This is a genomic window from Variovorax sp. GW821-FHT06D12 (genome assembly GCF_059419205.1).
In genome coordinates this window covers 346648-364716 of sequence record NZ_JBWKRI010000006.1, presented here as the reverse complement: position 1 = coordinate 364716, position 18069 = coordinate 346648, and the positions used below count along the sequence as shown (strand labels likewise).

Annotated in this window: 13 protein-coding genes; 6 read left to right on the top strand and 7 right to left on the bottom strand. The window is 70.2% G+C overall.

Annotated elements, in window-relative coordinates; all coding sequences use genetic code 11:
- Nucleotides 1-11: 11 nt before the first annotated feature.
- Nucleotides 12-2672 carry an alpha-ketoglutarate dehydrogenase gene (gene mdeB, locus AC07SQ_RS20650; RefSeq protein WP_495272691.1) on the bottom strand — a complete coding sequence of 887 codons (2661 nt, stop codon included), beginning with the start codon at nt 2670-2672 and terminating at the stop codon, nt 12-14.
- 105 nt (nt 2673-2777) lie between these two features.
- On the opposite strand from mdeB, the gene AC07SQ_RS20645 reads away from it, so the two are divergent.
- A complete protein-coding gene (locus AC07SQ_RS20645) occupies nt 2778-3251 on the top strand; it encodes an Lrp/AsnC family transcriptional regulator (protein WP_062480783.1) in 474 nt (157 codons plus the stop codon).
- Nucleotides 3252-3378: 127 nt separating this feature from the next.
- Here the strand turns inward: AC07SQ_RS20645 and AC07SQ_RS20640 are convergent, their stop codons facing one another.
- Together AC07SQ_RS20640 and mltA are read right to left on the bottom strand one after the other, a co-directional pair.
- Nucleotides 3379-5658 (bottom strand): PhoX family protein, encoded by a 2280-nt coding sequence (locus AC07SQ_RS20640; protein ID WP_369645630.1) that lies wholly within the window; start codon nt 5656-5658, stop codon nt 3379-3381.
- A 161-nt stretch (nt 5659-5819) separates the two neighbouring features.
- The gene (mltA, locus tag AC07SQ_RS20635) at nt 5820-6968 is read right to left on the bottom strand and encodes a murein transglycosylase A (protein WP_492730250.1); all 1149 of its coding nucleotides are present in this window, start codon (nt 6966-6968) and stop codon (nt 5820-5822) included.
- Between mltA and AC07SQ_RS20630 the strand changes: the two genes are divergently transcribed.
- The 5 genes from AC07SQ_RS20630 (at nt 6967) to AC07SQ_RS20610 (ending at nt 10296) form a co-directional block, all read left to right on the top strand.
- Nucleotides 6967-7116 carry a hypothetical protein gene (locus AC07SQ_RS20630; protein WP_354348038.1) on the top strand — a complete coding sequence of 50 codons (150 nt, stop codon included), beginning with the start codon at nt 6967-6969 and terminating at the stop codon, nt 7114-7116. The genes mltA and AC07SQ_RS20630 overlap by 2 nt on opposite strands.
- A gap of 197 nt (nt 7117-7313) precedes the next feature.
- Nucleotides 7314-7973 (top strand): YiaD family glycine zipper/OmpA-like lipoprotein, encoded by a 660-nt coding sequence (locus AC07SQ_RS20625; protein ID WP_062480790.1) that lies wholly within the window; start codon nt 7314-7316, stop codon nt 7971-7973.
- Nucleotides 7974-8058: 85 nt separating this feature from the next.
- A complete protein-coding gene (locus AC07SQ_RS20620; protein ID WP_062480792.1) occupies nt 8059-8616 on the top strand; it encodes an OmpA family protein in 558 nt (185 codons plus the stop codon).
- A 136-nt stretch (nt 8617-8752) separates the two neighbouring features.
- Nucleotides 8753-9679, top strand: coding sequence for a helix-turn-helix domain-containing protein (locus AC07SQ_RS20615; RefSeq protein ID WP_495272690.1), 927 nt, complete (start codon nt 8753-8755; stop codon nt 9677-9679).
- A gap of 137 nt (nt 9680-9816) precedes the next feature.
- Complete coding sequence (locus tag AC07SQ_RS20610) at nt 9817-10296, top strand: 2,4'-dihydroxyacetophenone dioxygenase family protein (RefSeq protein WP_062480797.1); 480 nt, start codon at nt 9817-9819, stop codon at nt 10294-10296.
- A gap of 20 nt (nt 10297-10316) precedes the next feature.
- Here the strand turns inward: AC07SQ_RS20610 and AC07SQ_RS20605 are convergent, their stop codons facing one another.
- From AC07SQ_RS20605 to AC07SQ_RS20590, 4 genes are read right to left on the bottom strand one after another with little or no spacing between them, the layout of a single operon-like run.
- Nucleotides 10317-10943 (bottom strand): response regulator transcription factor, encoded by a 627-nt coding sequence (locus AC07SQ_RS20605; RefSeq protein ID WP_062480799.1) that lies wholly within the window; start codon nt 10941-10943, stop codon nt 10317-10319.
- Between the two features lie 46 nt (nt 10944-10989).
- Nucleotides 10990-13065, bottom strand: coding sequence for a sensor histidine kinase (locus AC07SQ_RS20600; RefSeq protein WP_159279178.1), 2076 nt, complete (start codon nt 13063-13065; stop codon nt 10990-10992).
- Between the two features lie 2 nt (nt 13066-13067).
- Complete coding sequence (locus tag AC07SQ_RS20595) at nt 13068-13886, bottom strand: carbon-nitrogen hydrolase family protein (protein ID WP_095747289.1); 819 nt, start codon at nt 13884-13886, stop codon at nt 13068-13070.
- Entirely contained in the window at nt 13883-18046 is a 4164-nt protein-coding gene (locus AC07SQ_RS20590) for a YhdP family protein (protein WP_495272689.1), read from the bottom strand. Before AC07SQ_RS20590 ends, AC07SQ_RS20595 begins: the two co-directional genes overlap by 4 nt.
- Between the last annotated feature and the right edge of the window lie 23 nt (nt 18047-18069).

Here is an 18069-nt window from a genome sequence, read left to right as displayed (position 1 = left end):
TGGCGCTGTCGTCAGGCGCCGAGCGCGTGGCGCGCGGCCCGCGCGATGCTCGCCGCGTCCACGCCGAAGAAACCGCGCAGCGCGGCGCGCGTGTCGCTGCGACCGAAGCCGTCGGTGCCCAGCGTGAGGTAGCGGCGGCCTTCGGGCAGGAAGGCGCGCACGCTCTCGGGCAGGGCGCGCACGTAGTCGGTGGCGGCGACGATCGGGGCCTTGCTGCCTTTGCCGAGCTGCTGCGCGACGAAGGGCGTGCCGGCGTCTTTCTCGCCGGCCAGCGCGCGCTGCTCGCAGGCCTGGCCGTCGCGCGCCAGTTCACTCCAGCTCGTGACGCTGAACACCTCGGCCGCGATGCCTTCGTCGGCCAGCTGCTGCGCGGCCTTGATGACCTCGGTGAGGATCGCGCCCGAGCCCAGCAGCGTGACGCTCTGCTTCGCCTTGCCCGATGTCGGCGCATACGTGCCGAAGCGGTAGCAGCCGCGCAGGATGTTGGCCTCGGCGCCGGCCGGCAGGTCGGGCTGCGCGTAGTTCTCGTTCATGAGCGTGACGTAATAGAACACGTCCTGCTGCTCGACCATCATCTCGCGGATGCCCGCGTCGACGATGACGGCCATCTCGCCCGCGAAGGCCGGGTCGTAGGCCTTGCAGTTGGGAATCGTCGCGGCCACGAGGTGGCTGCTGCCGTCCTGGTGCTGCAGGCCTTCGCCGCCGAGCGTGGTGCGCCCCGACGTGGCGCCCAGCAGGAAGCCGCGTGCGCGCTGGTCGGCAGCCGCCCAGATGGCGTCGCCCACGCGCTGGAAGCCGAACATCGAGTAGTAGATGTAGAACGGCAGCATCGCCAGGCCATGCACGCTGTAGCTGGTGGCCGCGGCCGTCCAGCTGGCGATGGCGCCGGCTTCGCTGATGCCTTCTTCGAGAATCTGGCCGTCGGTGGCTTCGCGATAACTCAGCACCGAGCCGATGTCTTCCGGCGCATAGCGCTGGCCCACGCTCGAATAGATGCCGACCTGCTTGAACAGGTTGGCCATGCCGAAGGTGCGCGCCTCGTCGGCCACGATGGGCACGATGCGCGGGCCCAGGGCCTTGTCCTTCATGAGGTTGCCCAGCATGCGCACGAAGGCCATGGTGGTGCTCATCTCCTTGCCGGCGGCGGCCGTGGCGAACTGCGCGTAGGCCGCGATGTCGGGCTTGGGCACCACGTCGCACGCGGTCTCGCGGCGCGGCATGGGGCCGCCGAGCGCTTCGCGGTGCTGGCGCAGGTAGCGCATCTCGGCGCTGTCTTCGGCCGGGCGGTAGAAGTCCATCGCGGTGGCCTGCGCGTCGGTGAGCGGCAGGTTGAAGCGGTCGCGGAACTCGATGAGGTCCACGTCGCCCATCTTCTTGTGCGAGTGCGTGGTCATCTTGCCCTGCGCGGCGCTGCCCATGCCGTAGCCCTTCTTCGTGTGGGCGAGGATCACGGTGGGCTGGCCCTTGTGGGCGGCAGCGGCGGCGTACGCGGCATGGATCTTCACGAGGTCGTGGCCGCCGCGCTTCAAGCGGTCGATCTGCTCGTCGGTCATGCCTTCGGCCAGGCGCGCGAGCTCGGGGTTCTGGCCGAAGAAGTTGTCGCGGTTGAAGCGGCCGTCCTTGGCGGCGAAGGTCTGCATCTGGCCATCGACGGTTTCGGCGAACACGCGCGCGAGTGCGCCGCTCACGTCCTGCGCGAACAGGCCGTCCCAGTCGCTGCCCCACACGAGCTTGACGACGTTCCATCCTGCCCCGGCGAAGAGCTTTTCGAGCTCGTCGATGATGCGGCCGTTGCCGCGCACCGGGCCATCGAGGCGCTGCAGGTTGCAGTTGACGACCCACACGAGGTTGTCGAGCTTCTCGCGCGCGGCGAGCGTCAGGGCGCTCATCGATTCGGGCTCGTCCATCTCGCCGTCGCCGAACACGCCCCAGACCTTGCGGCCTTCGCAGTTCAGCAGGTTGCGGTGCGTGAGGTAGCGCATGAAGCGCGCGTGGTAGATCGAGCTGATCGGGCCGATGCCCATCGAGCCGGTGGGGAACTGCCAGAAGTCCGGCATCAGGTACGGGTGCGGGTAGCTGCACAGGCCGCGCGCGCCGCTGCCGTCGGTGAAGGCCGGTGCGGTGAGTTCCTGGCGGTAGTGGTTCAGGTCTTCTTCGCTCAGGCGGCCTTCGAGGTAGGCCCGCGCATACACGCCGGGCGCGCTGTGCGGCTGGAAGAACACGAGGTCGCCGCGGTGCGCCGGGCTGCGTGCGTGGAAGAAATGGTTGAAGCCGGTCTCGAACAGGTCTGCCGCGCTGGCGTAGCTGGCGATGTGGCCGCCGAGTTCGCCGTACGCCTGGTTGGCCTTGGCCACCATGGCGAGCGCGTTCCAGCGCATGAGCGAGGCGAGCTTTTCTTCCACCGCGAGGTCACCCGGGAACGGCGGCTGGTCGGCCGCGGCGATGGTGTTGACGTACGGCGTGGCCAGCTCGGGCTGCCAGCCGATGCGTTGCTGCCGCGCCAGGCGCGCCAGCTCGGCCAGCATCTGGCGCGCGCGCTGCGGACCTTGCGTCTGCGCCAGCGCCAGGAAGGCGTCGCGCCATTCGGCGGTCTCTTCGGGGTCGGGGTCGTGCGACGGCGGCGTGTCGAGCAACAGGGCGCGCATCTGGTCGGCGGAGATCGGGGCGTTCATGCCAGCACTTTAAGCCGCCTCGAGGAAAATTAGCTACCGGCACCTCTGATTTCATGGCTATTCTGAAGCATAAAATGCCGTCATTCAACAGTTTCGCGGAATTTCATGGAACTCGATGCCATCGACCTGCGCATTCTCGACGAGCTGCAACGCGACGGCGCGCTGTCGAACGTCGAACTGGCGCGCCGCGTGCACCTGTCGCCCTCGCCCTGCTTGGCGCGCGTGAAGGTGCTGGAGACCAGCGGCGTGATCGACCGCTACGTGGCGCTGGCGAACGCCAAGGCGCTGGGCCTGGGGCTCAACGTGTTCATCTCGATCAGCCTGACCACGCAGAGCAAGCAGTCGCTGGCCGACTTCGAGCAGCGCATCGCCGAGCACGACGAGGTGATGGAGTGCTACCTGATGACCGGCGACAGCGACTACCTGATCCGCATCGCCGTGGCCGACATGGCGGCGCTGGAGCGCTTCATCATGGAGCAGCTCACGCCGATTCCGGGGATCGAGAAGATCCGCTCGAGCTTTGCGCTCAAGCAGGTCAGATACAAAACGGCGCTGCCGTTGCCAGCAGCGCCGTTGTAGTGGGTGCTCCCCCAGGCTTCGCGCACTTCGTGTCGCTGCGCCAACCCCCTCGCCGGGGGCAACACCAGTGGCCCGGCAAAGCCGGTTCCACGGTGTTTCCCGAAGGGGGCTGAGGACGCTTGGACGCTTACAGGCCGATCAGGCCGCCGTCGTCCTTCGTGATGACCACGGTGGCCGAGCGCGGGCGGGCGTTGCCGCCCTGCGGCCAGTGGCTCAGGAACTTCGTCGGATCGGTGATGTCGGCCCTGCCCGTACCTTCACCCGGATGCTGGATGTTGACGAACAGCGCACGGCCATCGCCCGATTCAGCGATGCCGGTGATCTCGCAATCTGCCGGGCCGACCAGGAAGCGGCGCAGGCCTTCCGTGCCGGGGGCCTTGCCCACGAAGGTGTTCTGCGTGCGGGTGGTGTTGGTCGCGGCATCGACGTTGGTGATCGCCTTCGCGCCGCCGTCCCCCACCTTGCCCGGCAGTGCGGCCAGCAGCATGCAGTTGGTGACGTCGGTGTAGGCGCCGTCGTCGGTCTCGAGCCACAGCAGGCCGGGCGCGGCCTGGCTGAACCACATGCCATCGGGGCTGGACAGGTCGTTGTCGGCCGTGAGCTGCGAGAGGTTGACGTCGGCCGAGGCCGTCGAGCGCGCGCCAAAGAGGTACACGTCCCACTTGAAGCTCAGCGACGTCGGATCGGCGTTGTCGTCCGCGAAGCGCACGATGTGGCCGTTCGGGTTGCCCTTTTGCGACTTGTTGGCGGTGGTCTTGTCGTCGTAGAAGCGCGGATTGGCGGCGTCGGTGCTGCCGATGGGGCGCGCGCTGGCGCTGGTGTTGGTCAACGTCACGTAGACATCGCCGGTCTTCGGGTTGACCGCGGCCCATTCGGGGCGGTCCATCTTGGTCGCGCCCGCGGCGTCGGCGGCCAGGCGGGCGTTGGTCACGACGTCGGCGGCGTCGGCGAAGGCGTAGGTCAAATTGCTGGAGGTAATGCCGTTCACGCCGAGCTTCAACTCGAGCCACACGCCCGTGCCGTCGGCGTTGAACTTCGCCACGTAGAGGCGGCCGTCGTCCATGTACTTGTCACCCGCGGCCATGCCACCGCCGATGTCGGCCGCATCCCAGTTCTTCGTGGAGACGAACTTGTAGATGTACTCGTTGCGCGAGTCGTCGCCCATGTACCAGACCAGCGGCTTGCCGGCCACGACCGGACCGAGACAGGCGCCTTCGTGGCCGAAACGGCCGAGGGCGGTGCGCTTCTTCGGCGTGCTCGTCGGGTTGAACGGATCGATCTCGACCACCCAGCCGTAGGTGTTGTGGCCATTGCGGTAGTCGTCGGTGGCGGTGGCGCCGACGACTTCGGTGTTCCAGCGGGCGTGGATGTCGTCGCCGCCGGCGACGGTGGCCCAGAGTTCGCGGCCGGTACCGGCGACGCCGTAGCGGCTGAACGACTTCAGTTCCTTGGCAGTGCGGTTCTTGTCGTCGTTGGTCATGCCCGCGATGCGACGGAAGTAGCCCGCCCAGTTCTCTTCGCAGGTCAGGTACGTGCCCCAGGGCGTGGTGCCGTTGGCGCAGTTGTTGAGCGTGCCACGGGTCTTGCTGCCGTCCGTCGAGTACTTGGTCTTCAGGTAGTCGGTCTTGGCGGCCGGGCCCGAGAACTGCATTTCGGTCAGCGTGTGGACGCGACGGTTGAAGCTCGAGTCCTGCTTGTAGCTCCAGGTGTTGCCGCTCTTGTTGACCTCGATCACGCTCACGCCGTGCAGGTAGAACTCGCGCAGCACTTCGTCAGGAACGTTGCGCTGCCCGTCGACCAGCGACGTGCCCGTTGCGCTGCTGTAAACCGGGTTGAGCGCCGTCTGCCCGTTGGGATGCAGGAACAGCGGCGTGATGGCTTCATGGTTCATCACCAGCAGGCCGCGCGAGGCGTTGGCCGCGTCCCACTTGTTGGTGGCGTTCATGCCGAAGAAGGTCATGCCGTCGTGGTGGTCGCCGGCGCGGCGGTCGTAGGTGGCCGGATCGTCGGAGCCGTCGTTCTTGTACGCGGCCACGCCGGCGGCGATCGGGTCGCCCAGACGGTAGAGCACGCTGGCCGTGTAGCCGGCGGGCACGGTCACGACGTCTGCCAGGCTCTTGGCAACGGCGTTGAAGCCCAGCTTCATCGGCGGGGGCGCCGGGACGGGAGCCGGTGCCGGCGCGGGGGCCGGTGCGGGCGGAAGGATCGGGAACGCGGTGCCGCCACCGCTGCCACCACCGCAGGCCTGCAGCAGCGCAGTGCCGGCGGTGCCGACGCCCAGCCCGAACAGATGGCGGCGGCTCAGGCGCGATGCGATCAGGTCGGTGAAGGACGGGTTCGCGGTCGGGTTGGTGCCGACATCGTCGAGATCGACGCCGTGGGCGTCCGTGCGGGTGTTTGCGGTCATGCGCAATATCTTTCGTGGGTTGGGATTGAAACCAGCCCGCGAAGTTAGGCACTTCGCATGACATGCCTGTGAAACGCTCGGCCGTTGGTTGGGGTACGGCGAGATTTCGTCAAAAAACCTTCACGCCCGCGCCACACATTGCAGCGCGGGCGCTGCACCCCTCAGGGCGCCGGCAACTGCCTCGGCCACAACGCCCACAACCGCAGCGGCTGGTTCACGCTCGCCGCCAGCCGGCCGGCCTCGGCGCCGGTGCCTGCGAAGTAGTCGGCGCGCACGGCGCCCAGGATGGCGCTGCCGGTGTCCTGCGCCACCACCAGCTTCTGCAGCTGCGCGGTCGGGCCGCTCGATGCGAGCCACACCGGCGTGCCGTAGGGAATGCTCTCGCGGTCGACGGCGATGGAGCGCCCCGCCGTCAGCGGCACGCCCTGCGCACCGCGCGGGCCGAAGGCGGCGTCGAGCTCGCTCATCGTCTCTTCGCGGAAGAACACGTAGCGCGGGTTGCTCCACAGCAGCTGCGACACGCGCTGCGGGTTCTGCGCCACCCAGGCCTTGGTGTCGTCGGGCCACTTGCCGACCTTGGCCACGCCCTGGCTCATCAACCACTGCTGCACGCTGCGGTAAGGCTGCTCGTTGGTGGCCGCGTAGGCCACGCGCACGGTGTGCTGGTAGCCGTTGGCCTCGGTGATGCGCAAGCGGCCCGAGCCTTGGATGTGCAGCATCAGCGCGTCGATGGGATCGGCCATCCAGGCGATCTCGCGACCGCGCAGCGCGGCCTGGGCCTCGGGCAGGGTCTCGATCTCCTGGCGCGTGAACCAGGGGCGCTTGGGCACGAGGCCGTCGGGCGCCTGGTACAGCGGCACGCTGAAGCCGGCCGAGGGCACACGCGAGGCTTCGTACACGGGCTCGTAGTAGCTGGTGAGCTTGCCTTCGCTCTGGCCCGCGAGCGATTCGACGCGGTAGGGCTGCAGCCGGTCGGTCATCCAGCGGCGCTGCTCTTCGGGCGTGGCGATGGCCAGCTGGCGCACCTCGCGGCACAGCGGCGCGAAGGCGGCGTTGGGGCGCGCGCAGTTGGCCAGCAGCGCGATCCACGCCTCGTGCAGCGGGTCTTCGCTGAAGCCCGGCAGTTCGGACCAGCCCACGGGCACCCAGCGGCTTTTCGGATGCGCGAGCGATCCGGTCAGCGGACCGAGGTCGCGCGGCGGGGTGACGGTGGGTCGGGTGGGGGCGTCGGGGGCGCGGGGGCCGAGGGAACAGCCGGCAAGCGTTGCTACGATCGCAAGCCCGACCAGCCACTGGAGTCCATTTCTCATGGGTTTGATTCTGCTTGAAGCCCTCGCCGCGGGACTCGTCCTGATCTTGATCATCTGGTGGACCATGTTTTCCGGGCGTAACAAGGGTGAATTGCATGACGACCCCGACGCCGAGCGTGAGGACACCGATTCGCCGCCCAAAGTGTGAATTGCTCGTGTAGCCACACGGCGCGGCCCACTGTCGGACAAGCACCCTATTGCTACAACTTTAGTAGCAATCATCGCAGCATTCACGGGCGATGGCGAAAGTTTTCTTATTTTCCGTAGGGCTTTGAGCACGTACCATCGCATACCCGCCGGGGGCTAAGCTGTGGCCCGCTTGATTCAACCTTGAAAGGGATCGCCATGAAAAAGTTCGTTCTTGCAACCACCGCAGCTGCCCTCGTCCTGTCCGGCTGTGCCGGCGGAATGACCGACACCCAGCGCAACACCGGCATCGGTGCCGGCATCGGCGCGCTCGGCGGCGCCGCCATCGGCTCGGCCACCGGCGGCAACCGCGGTGCCATCGGCACGGGCGCGGTGGTCGGTGCGGCAGCCGGCGCACTCGGCGGCTACCTGTGGTCGCAGCGCATGGAAAACCAGAAGCGCCAGATGGAAGCCGCCACGCAAGGCACCGGCGTGGCCGTGACGCAGACGGCCAACAACGAGCTCAAGCTCGCCATTCCGAGCGACGTGTCGTTCGACGTGGGCCGCTCCAACATCAAGTCGAACTTCGCGCCCGTGCTCGACCAGTTCGCCAACGGCCTGCGCAACAACCCGAACGCCGAGGTGCGCATCATCGGCCACACCGACAGCACCGGCTCCGACGCCATCAACAACCCGCTGTCGGTGGACCGCGCCGCCAGCACGCGCGACTACCTGGTGGCACGCGGCGTGAGCGCCGCGGCCTTCCGCATCGAAGGCCGTGGCTCGCACGAGCCGGTGGCCGACAACAACAGCGACGCCGGCCGGGCACAGAACCGCCGCGTCGAGATCTACGTGGGCGAGCGCGCACAGCGCGGCTGATCGCCGCCCCACCGGGAAACCGGCCGCCCTATCGAACGGCCGGTTCCCGCTTCAGTTTTCATTGGTCCAAGCAGAGGGAAAATTCATGAGGAAGTTTGTTGTGTCTAGCGCGGCCCTGGCCGCTGTGTTGTTCATCGCGGGGTGCGCATCGTCGACCCCGCCGGCCGAAGCACCGGCCGCACAGCAGGCCGCACCGGCCAACAGCTGGACCGCCCGCCTGGACGCGCTGAAGGCCGAGCTCGAAAGCTCCACCAAGGGCACCGGCGTGGTGATCTCGCAGACCGCCGACAACCAGCTTCACGTCGTGATTCCGAATGAACTCTCGTTCGACACCGGCCGCGCCAACGTCAAGCGCAACCTGGCGCAGGTGCTGGACAAGGTCGCCGAAGGCCTGAAGAGCGCCACCACCGCCAGCCTGCGCGTGGTCGGCCACACCGACAGCACGGGCAGCGAGGAAGGCAACGAGCGCCTCTCGGTGAGCCGCGCCGACAGCGTGCGCAACCACCTGGTGGGCCGCGGCGTGTCGACCACCGTGATCACCACCGACGGCCGCGGCTCGCGCGAGCCGCTGGCGGACAACGGCACGGCCGCCGGCCGCGCGCAGAACCGCCGCGTCGAAATCTTCGTCGCCGAGAAGATCTGAGCCCAGGTGCTGCGCGCACGTCGCGCGGCACCGTCAGGAAATCCCGCATGAGGGCACGGCACCGCCGGCCCTAACATCGCGCGGCCTGCACGCGGCGCGCGCACCGCGCGCCGGGCGGACACGAGAGGAAACTCCGATGAACGCCATCGCGCCGGCCCCATCGAGCGTCGCATCCCGCTTTGCCCCGGACATCATCGCCGCGGGCACCGGTGCGCAACCCCAGTACCTCGTGACCGGCGGCGACCAGCTGTTCGCCGCCCGCTGGCAGCAGGACGCGTGCTGGCTGCCCTTCCACGGCGCGGCGCATCACGTGCTGGTGCTGCACGAGAACGGCAGCACGGCGGTGCGCAAGTACGAACGCGGCAAGCTCGTCGCCTCGCGTTCGCGGCTGGGCAGCGTGAGCTTCATCCCCTGCGACGGCACCGAATGGGAAATCGGCGGGCGCTGCGGCGTGGTGCACCTGTACATCGGCCAGGCGCTGATCGCGCGCGTCGCCACCGAGGAAGGCCTCGGGCCGGCGGCGGAGATCGACCCCTTCTTCGCGATCCGCGACCCGTGGCTGCAGGGCTTCTTCCAGATGCTGGTGAGCGAGGTGGAGCTGTACGGCAGCGTGCCCGCGAGCCCCGATTCGCTGCTGCTCTCGCAGAGCCAGCACCTGCTGGCCCATCACCTCGTGCGGCGCCACTGCGCACCGGGGCGCGGTGCGCCGCCGCGCGCGGAGGGCGCGCGCCGGCAGCCGGTCCTGACGCCGCGGCAGCTGCGCCGCGTGACCGAGCACATCGACGCGCACCTGGCCACGCCGCTGGGCCTGGCCGACCTGGCAGCGTTGGTGCACCTGTCGCAGGACCACTTCATCCGCAGCTTCAAGGCGGCCAGCGGCATGGCGCCCTACCAGTACCTGCTGCGCCGCCGCCTGGAAGGCGCCGCCGAACTGCTGCGCACCAGCGACCTGCCCATCGAGGCCGTGGCCGCGCGCATGGGCTTTGGCGGCGCCGCGTACTTCTCGACGCGCTTCCGTGCGTTCGTCGGCTTGGCGCCAAGCACCTATCGCCGCATGCGCTGAACGGCGCAGCGACTTGCGCAAAAGCGCGCCGCTTTCGACATCCCGTGCTTCGTTCGGGCCAACAGGCCATGGCGTGGGAAGCCGCTCCTAGACTGGCTTCGCAGGCCGATCCCGGCCGCATCACCCACGGAGACACCATGACCCTGACCGCCCTGAAAGCCACGCCGCCTGCCAGCGCCGCCCATGCGCGCATCACGCTGCCGTACCCGCATTTCCAGAAGCTCGAGCGCTATCCGTGGAAGCCGTGGGTCATGCCCGGCGTGGCCTACAAGCTGCTGAGCATCAACCGGCGCAGCGGCGGCTTCACCTGCCTGCTGAAGGTCGATCCCGGCACCGAGGCGCCGGTGCACCACCACCTGGGCGCCATCGAGGTGATCGTGCTCGAGGGCGACATCTACTACGAGCGCAACGACATCGGCCGCCCGGGCGACTACATGCACGAGCCCGCCGGCGACATCCACCAGCCGCGCTCCGACGGCGGCTGCGTGCTGTTCTGCGTGTTCGAGGGCGCCATCGCCGGGCTGGGCGAGGACGGCAACGTCGTCGGCATCGTCGACGGCCGCAGCATGCTGGAGATGGCCACGCGCGACGGCGCCGCGCAGCACGTGCACAGCTGAGGTCCAGCCTGCGGTGGGGGCTAGAGGTCGCGCAGGCGGTTGGCCAGCTCCACCGCCGACTTCACTTCCATCTTCTCGAACACGCGCGCCCGGTGGACCTCCACCGTGCGCACGCTGATCGCGAGCTGGTCGGCGATGAGCTTGTTCGGCAGGCCCTCGACCACGAGCCGCATCACGTCACGCTCGCGGTCGGTCAGCTCGGCGATGCGGTCGGCCAGGCCGCGGCGCACGCGCTGCACCTCGAGTGCGCGCTGCGACATGCCCAGCGCCTGCTCGATGCGGTCGACCAGCGCGTTGTCCGAGAACGGCTTCTCGCAGAAGTCGAAGGCCCCGCGCTTGACCGCCTCGACGGCGGTGGGCACGTCGGCATGGCCGGTCAGGAAGATCACGGGCATCTCGGCCAGCAGGCCGCGTTCGGCCAGCCGGTCGAACAGCACCAGCCCGCTCATGCCGGGCATGCGCACGTCCAGCAGCAGGCAGCGCGGCTGGTCGGGCAGCGGCGCCTCGTCCAGGTACTGCTCGAAGGCCTCGGCGCTGCCGAAGTGCTCGCTGGCCAGGCGGCGCGAACGCAGCAGCCAGGCCAGCGCCTCGCGCACGCTGGCGTCGTCGTCCACGATAAAGATCAAGCCATCGATCAGCGGTTGCATGCCATGAGGTCCAGCGGAACAGAGAAAACGAAGAAGAAAAAGGCGGCTATCCCGCAGCCGGGAGCGTAAACCTGAAGACGGTGCCCCGGGGGCGGTTGGGCTCGAACATCAGCGCGCCGCCATGCTGCTCCACCACGGTGCGGCACAGGCTCAGGCCCAGGCCCATGCCGTCGGGGCGCGTGGTGAAGAAGGGCGTGAACAGCCGCGCCGCCACCTCCTCGCTGATGCCGCAGCCCAGGTCGGCCACGGAGAACTCGAGCCAGCGGCGGCCGTCGGCCGGCACGGTGGCGCCCACCGGCAGGGCGCGCGCCACGCGCAGGCGCAGCACGCGGCTGCCGGGCGCGTGGTCGGCGCCGTCCATGGCCTGCATGGCGTTGCGCGCCAGGTTCAGCAGCACCTGCTCGACCAGCGTGCGGTCGCACACCACGGCGGGCAGGCGCTCTTCGCACACGATCTCGATCGTCACGTCGAGCTTGCGCGCCTGCAGCCGCACCAGCGGCAGCACGGCGTCGATCAGCGCCTGCGGCGCCACGGCCTCGCGCATGCGGTCGCGCCGGCGCACGAAGTCGTGCACGCTGCGGATCACCTGGCCCGCGCGGTCGGCCTGCTCGGCGATGCGCTTCACGGCCATGGCCACCTCGGCCTGCTCGCCGCGCGCCTCGGGCCCGATCAGGTTGAGCGAGCCGGTGGCATAGCTGGCGATGGCGGCCAGCGGCTGCGTGAGCTCGTGGCTCAGCAGCGAGGCCATCTCGCCCACGGTGGCCAGGCGCGCGCTGGCCTGCAGGCGCTCCTGGCTGGCGCGCGAGAGTTCCTCGACGCGGCGCTGCTCGCTCACGTCGATGAAGGCGCTCATCCAGCCGGTCTGCACCTTGTGCGCGTTGATCAGCGGCGCCTCGAAGATGAGCACCGGAAAGCGCGTGCCGTCCTTGCGCATGAAGACCGACTCGAAACCCTCGCGCGGCGGCAGGCCGCCCGCGAAGCGGCGCGTCTGGCGCAGGTGGTATTCGTGCGCCAGCTCGGTCGGCCAGTAGGGCGCCTCGACGCTGTCGGCCATGAGCTCTTCGGGCGTGAAGCCGACCATCTCGCAGAAGGCTGGGTTGACGTAGGTGATGCGCCCCTGCAGGTCGCGCGCTCGCAGGCCGGTGATGACCGAGTCTTCCATCGCCTTGCGAAAGGCCAGCGCGTCGGCCAGGTCGCGTTCGGCGCGCAGGCGGCGGCGGGTGTCGCGCGCCAGCAGCACGAGCACCGACACGAGCGCGATCGAGATCGCCGTGACCAGCGCCGTGAGCATGTTCGGGAACAGGTCGGGCGCGGCGCGCCAGCCGTCCACGCGCAGCATGAGCGAGGCGCCCGGCAGGTCGATGCGCTGCTGCGAGGTGAACACGCGCGTGCCGATGCGCCGCGAGGTGCCCAGCGCCACCAGCCGCGTGCCGTCGGCCTCGGTGAAGGCGACCTCCTGCCCGCGCGTGAGCGTGGGGCCGACCAGCTCGACCAGCGTGTCGCGCAGCGAATAGCTGGCCACCAGGTAGTCGCCGGCGTCCATCGGCAGGCACAGCTCCATCACCTCGACGCCGCCGCCGCCGGCCACGGGCACGTAGTGGCTGGGCGAGTAGGCGGGCGCGCCGGCCTTGCGCGCGGTGGCGCAGGCTTGCGCCACGTCGGCCTGCGCGGGGCCGCGGTTGCTCTCCTCGAGGATGCGCGTGCGGTAGGGCGTGTTCACGGCCTCGATGGGTTGCAGCTGCGCGTCGCGCCATTCGAGCCGCAGCCATTCGCGGTGCTCGCGCAATTGCGCCGCCGCGCGGTCGGCCCAGTGCGTGCGCTCCATGCCCGGCGCGAGCGTGGCGCGCAGGCTCTGGGCGTTGCGCTGCAGGCCGCTGCGCAGGTCGACGACGGCGTCGGCGGTGTCGCGCTCCAAGGCCGCCTGCACCTGCTCGACCTCGTGCCGGCCGGCCAGCCACACGACGGTGACCAGCAGCGCCGACACCAGCACCGCCAGCAGCAGCCACAGAAACCAGCGCTTCCACAGCGAGCGCAGGCGCGCGAAGGCGACGCCCCATCCCCGGCGCTGCGGCTGCTGTTGCGGCGGCGGCGGTGCAGGAACGTCGAGCGCCTCGTCGGCCATCGTCAGGCAAGCACGCGGTGCGACAGCGCGGGCAGCTGGGCGCGCGTGCGCTCGACCTGCCGGGCATCGAGGTCGAACAGCACCACGCCCTCTTCGGCGGCCTGCTGCGCCACCACCGTGCCCCAGGGGTCGATGACCAGCGACTGGCCCCAGGTCTGGCGGCCGTTCTCGTGCGTACCGCCCTGCGCGGGCGCAACCACCCAGGCCAGGTTCTCGATGGCGCGCGCGCGCAGCAGCACCTCCCAGTGCGCGGCGCCGGTCGTGCGCGTGAAGGCGCTGGGCACCAGCAGCAGGTCGGCGCCCTGCCCCGCCAGCGCGCGGTACAGCTCGGGAAAGCGCAGGTCGTAGCACACGCTCATGCCCACGCGCCAGGCGTGGCCGTCGCGCGAGGGCAGCTCGAACACCACGGGCTGCGCACCCGGCGCGATGACGCGGCGCTCGTCGTAGCGCTCGGTGCCGTTGTCGAAGAAGAACAGGTGGATCTTGTCGTAGCGCGCCACGCACTTTCCTTCGGGCGAGAAGGCCAGCGAGCTGTTGAAGACGTGGTCGGCGTCGTCGCTCTCGATGGGCAGCGTGCCGCCCACGATCCACAGGCCGAACTCGCGCGCCGCGTCGGCCAGGAAGCCCTGCACCGTGCCGGCGCCGGCGGTTTCGCGCAGGCCGAGCTTGTCGGTGTCGCGCGCGCCCATCATGCAGAAATACTCGGGCAGCACCGCGAGCTCGGCGCCGTCGCGCGCCGCCTGCCCGAGCAGCGCATGGGCGCGCACGAGGTTGGCTTCGCGGGCGATGGCGGACACCATCTGGATGGCTGCGACTTTCATTGCGTGGTCTCCGTTTTCTTGCCTTCGCTGGCGCCCGTCGATGTCGATCCGCCCGGCAGGCCGGGCAGCAGCTGCAGCGAGCGCGGCACCTTGGCGATCTTGGGGTCGGCCCAGGTGCCTTCGACGTGGAACTCCTGCGTGGCGGCCGCGGCGAGCGGCTTGCTCAGCACCCACTGCGCGAGGAAGGTGCCCAGGCCGATGGCCGGGTTGATGGCGGTGGCCACCAGCGCGGCCGTGCCGGCGTTGATCTCGGGCACCACCACCACGCGCAGGTTCTGCGTCTCGCGCACGATGTCGGCCGAGCCGTCCATGAGCGCGGCGGCGTTCACGCCCTTCATCTGCAGGTTGTTGGTGCTGGCGATGCCCTTGTTGATCTTCGCGTCGCCGCGGATGAAGTCGAAGGCGAAGCCCTGGCTGAACACGTCGCGGAAATCGAGCGTGAGCCGGCGCGGCAGCGCCTGCAGGCTCAGCACGCCCAGCAGCTTGGCCAGGCCCGGGTCGGCCTTGAGGAACTGGCCCTGCTCCACGTCGACCTGCAGCTGGCCGCCCAGGCTGGGGTAGTCGAGCGAGAACGGCGAGCCGCGCCAGTTCACCTCGCCCTCGAGCCGCCCCTTGCCGCGGCGCAGCACGCCCGGCATGCCGAAGCGCGTGAGCAGGTCGCCGGCGTCGGCGATGTCGAGCTTGAAGTTCATGGCCGTGGTGCGGCGCTGGCCGGCGCTTGCGCCGCCGCCCGCCGACGCGGCCCAGGTGCCCTTGGCGGTGAAGGTGGCCTCGGGCACGCTGAAGGCGAGCTTGTTGAGCAGCCATTCGCGCCCGCCGCGGTTGACGGCGTCGATCTCGGCGCGGCCCAGGCGCTTGCCGAGCAGCTCGAAGTCGTCGACCACGATGTCCAGCGCCGGCAGGGTGCCGGGTTGCTCGTCGAGCAGGGTCTCGACCTGCGTGGCCTCGGCCGGTGCGATCTTCAGGCGCGCGAGCCGCGCATAGAGCCGGCCGGCCTGGCTGTGGCTGTACTCGGCGTAGCCGCTGAGCTCGGAGGCGTCGACGTTGGCGCGCCACAGCGCACCTTCGCGCGTGCCGCCGAGCACCACGTTGTGCAGGGTGCGCCCCGCGATGCCCAGCTGCTGCGCGCGCACCGCGATGCGCGTGGGCAGGTAGGCCAGGTCGGGATCGTCGGCGCGCTCGCCGCCGCCGACCACCGCGGCGGTGCCCACCAGCGTCTGCCAGGCGCCCATGTCGAGCTTGGCGACGTTGACGTTGGCGAACACGCCGCGGTCGGGCGGCAGCGCCGTCTCGCCGGGCGCCAGCCCGATGCCGATGCCGCCGCGCAGCACGTGCGCCTGGCCGTTGGCCGACAGCTCGCGCACGTACTGCACCGAGCCGACGCGGCCGAGTTCGAGCGTCAGCTGGTCCTGCGTGGCGCGGCGGGCGTCGCGCGCCAGCACCTTCTTCTCGATGCGCAGCGGCATCAGCTCTTCGGCCGTCTTGACCAGCGGCGTGGGCAGCGCCAGCGCCAGCCCCTGCAGGCTGCTGGTGAGCGAGAACTCGGGCGTGTCGTCGCGCATCGAGAAGGTGGCGGCGTAGGGCGTGCTGCCGGTGGCGTGCTTGGCCAGGCGCGCGAGCCAGTCGACCTCGCGCGCGCCGCGCAGGCCTTCGGCGCTGGCCGTGCCCTGCGCCTTCAGCGCCAGTTCGCGCTGCGGCCCGCTGAAGCGGCCCTTGCCCTCGACGCGCACCTCGCCGCCCAGCAGCCGGGCCTGCACGCCGGCCAGCGAGAAGCCGGTGTCGGTGAAGCTGAGCGTGCCGCGCGCCTGCGTGAACGGCGGCGCCTCGGGCACCACCTGCAGCTCGTTGTCGGCCAGCGTCACGGTGGCCTGCACCTTGGTGTTGTCGACGTTTTCCAGCGGCAGGTCGAGGCGCAGCTTGTAGTCGGCCGAGCCGGTGGCGCGCGCGCGCTGCAGGAAGGGCCCGGCCTCGCCGGCCAGCGGCGCGCCGGCGCGCAGCACCTCGCCCAGCGGGCCCTTGGCCTGCGCATCGACACGCAGCAGTGCGGCATGGTGCGACATGTCGGCGATCTGCGCCTCGGCCTTCGTGACCTCGACGCCGGGCGCGCCGGCAATGCGCCCGCGCGCATTGCGCACCAGCATGCCCGCGCGCTCGAACACCAGTTCGCCCGACACGCCGGTGAGCGCCGGCCACACGGGCGGCGGCGCGGCGGGCGGGCCGGTGCGCGACGCCGGGGTCGCGGGCGCGGCGGTGGCGGCCGCGAGCGAGGGCGGCACGTAGGCGTAGTGCACGTCCGACACCTTGGCCGCGATGCGGAACTCGCCCTGCTTCGGGTCCATGAAGGGCATGTCGTGCAGGTCGCCGCGCACGCGGAAATCGACCGTGCTGGCGGTGCCCTTGACGACCGATTCGCGCACGTAGTCGCGCGTGTGCTGCGGGATGTCGAGCGGCAGGTAGCGGAACACGCGGGTGCCATCGGCGCGCGTGAGCTTGCCCTGCAGGTCGAGCACGCCGGGGTGCTGCGCGCGGCTGCTCGAGGTGGCCGGGTCGCTGGTGCGCCAGTGGGCCTCGGCCTCGCCCTCGGCGTCGGCGTTGGCGAAGCGCAGCTTCGACACCTGCACCTGCATGGCGCCGTTGTCGAGCTTCCACTGCAGCTGGGTCGAGAGGCGGTCGATGGGGATCACCGGGTCTTCGAACACGCCGGGGAACTCGAGCGTGCCCTTGGCCATGGCCAGCGTGGCGGTGCCGCCGGTGTGGCTGGCGTCGAAGTCGAGCGTGGCGCCGCTCAGGCCGGGGGTGCCGGGGTGCACGCGCGGCGGCGCGGCGGGCGCACCGGCCGGCGCCGGGGTGCTTTGGGCGGTGGCTGCAGGCGCCGGCTGCGAGGCCACGCGCAGGCCGCTGACCCGGCCCTTGGCCTGGTAGCGCGCGATCGCGTCGGGCGCGCCCTGCCAGTTCATGTCGATGCGCTCGACCAGCCCGCGCGGCGCGTAGGCGCCCAGCACGCGGTGCGTGGCCTCGCCCAGCGGCAGCCGGTCGGCGATGAGCGCCAGCGCCGCGAGGTCGAGCCGGTCGGCCTTCAGCGCGCCGTGCTCGGGCGTGCGGCCCTTGGCGGGCGTGTGCTGCAGCCACAGGTTGCCGCCCGGCCAGCGCAGGCCGTCGACGGTGTCGAACTGCAAGGCGGTGGTCGAGAACTCGAAGGTGTCCGCGTTCATCTGTCCCGCCAGCCGGCCGGTGACGGCGCGCAGCACCAGCGGCTGCAGCCCCTTGCCGAGCGAGGCGTCGATGCGGTTCAGGCCCAGGTCGGCGGCGCCGCCGACGATGCGCCCATCGTCCACGTCGGCCCACAGGCGCAGCGCGCCGTTGCCTTCGCGGATGCGCGCGTCGAGCGAGACGTACTGGCCCAGGCGCGTGACGTCGATGTAGGGCAGGTCGGCATAGAGCTGGCCGTCCCAGGTCTGCCAGTGGCCGCTGCGGATCGACAGCAGCGGCTGGCGGAACTGGCCGCGCAGCGTGAAGCGCTCGCCCCAGCCGGCCGGCGGCGTGGCGTCCAGCCGCAGGCCGTGGCGGCGCGCGCCGTTGCGGGACACGAAGCGCACGTCGGTCAGCAGCAGCGGTTCGGCGCGGCGCTGCTCGTCGGTCCAGCGCACGGTGCCGCCTTCGATGACGAACTCGCGCTGCGCGAAAAACCAGTCGGCGGCGCGGGTTTCTCCGGTCGTGTCGGTCTCCATGTGCAATCCAGCCACATGGAGTTTTCCCTGAGTGTCGCGGCGCACGTCGAGCTGCGGGCCCTCGATGTAGAGCTGCTCGAAATTCAGGCGCCACAGCGACCGCGGCGACACGCTCGCCACCACCCGCACGAGGCGAAGGGCCTCGCGCTGGTCTGCGTCCTGCAGCACCACGTCGCGCAATTCGAAGGCCGGAAATAGCCCTTCGGAACGGGCGGTGATGGCGCCGATGCGCACCGGGACACCGATGGCCTTGCTAGCCTGCGCCTCGAGTGCACCGCGAAAATCGCCGATTCGCGGCACAATCCACGCGTGCAGGACCACGACTGACAGTGCCAGCAGAAGCCACGCAGCGAAGAGCAGACCCAATAGCCAGCGCGCTGTCACAGCGGTGATTTGGAGCAGACGTGAAGGGGAAGACGCCGTGTCGTTCATTGAGGATCGCGCTGTGTCGGGAA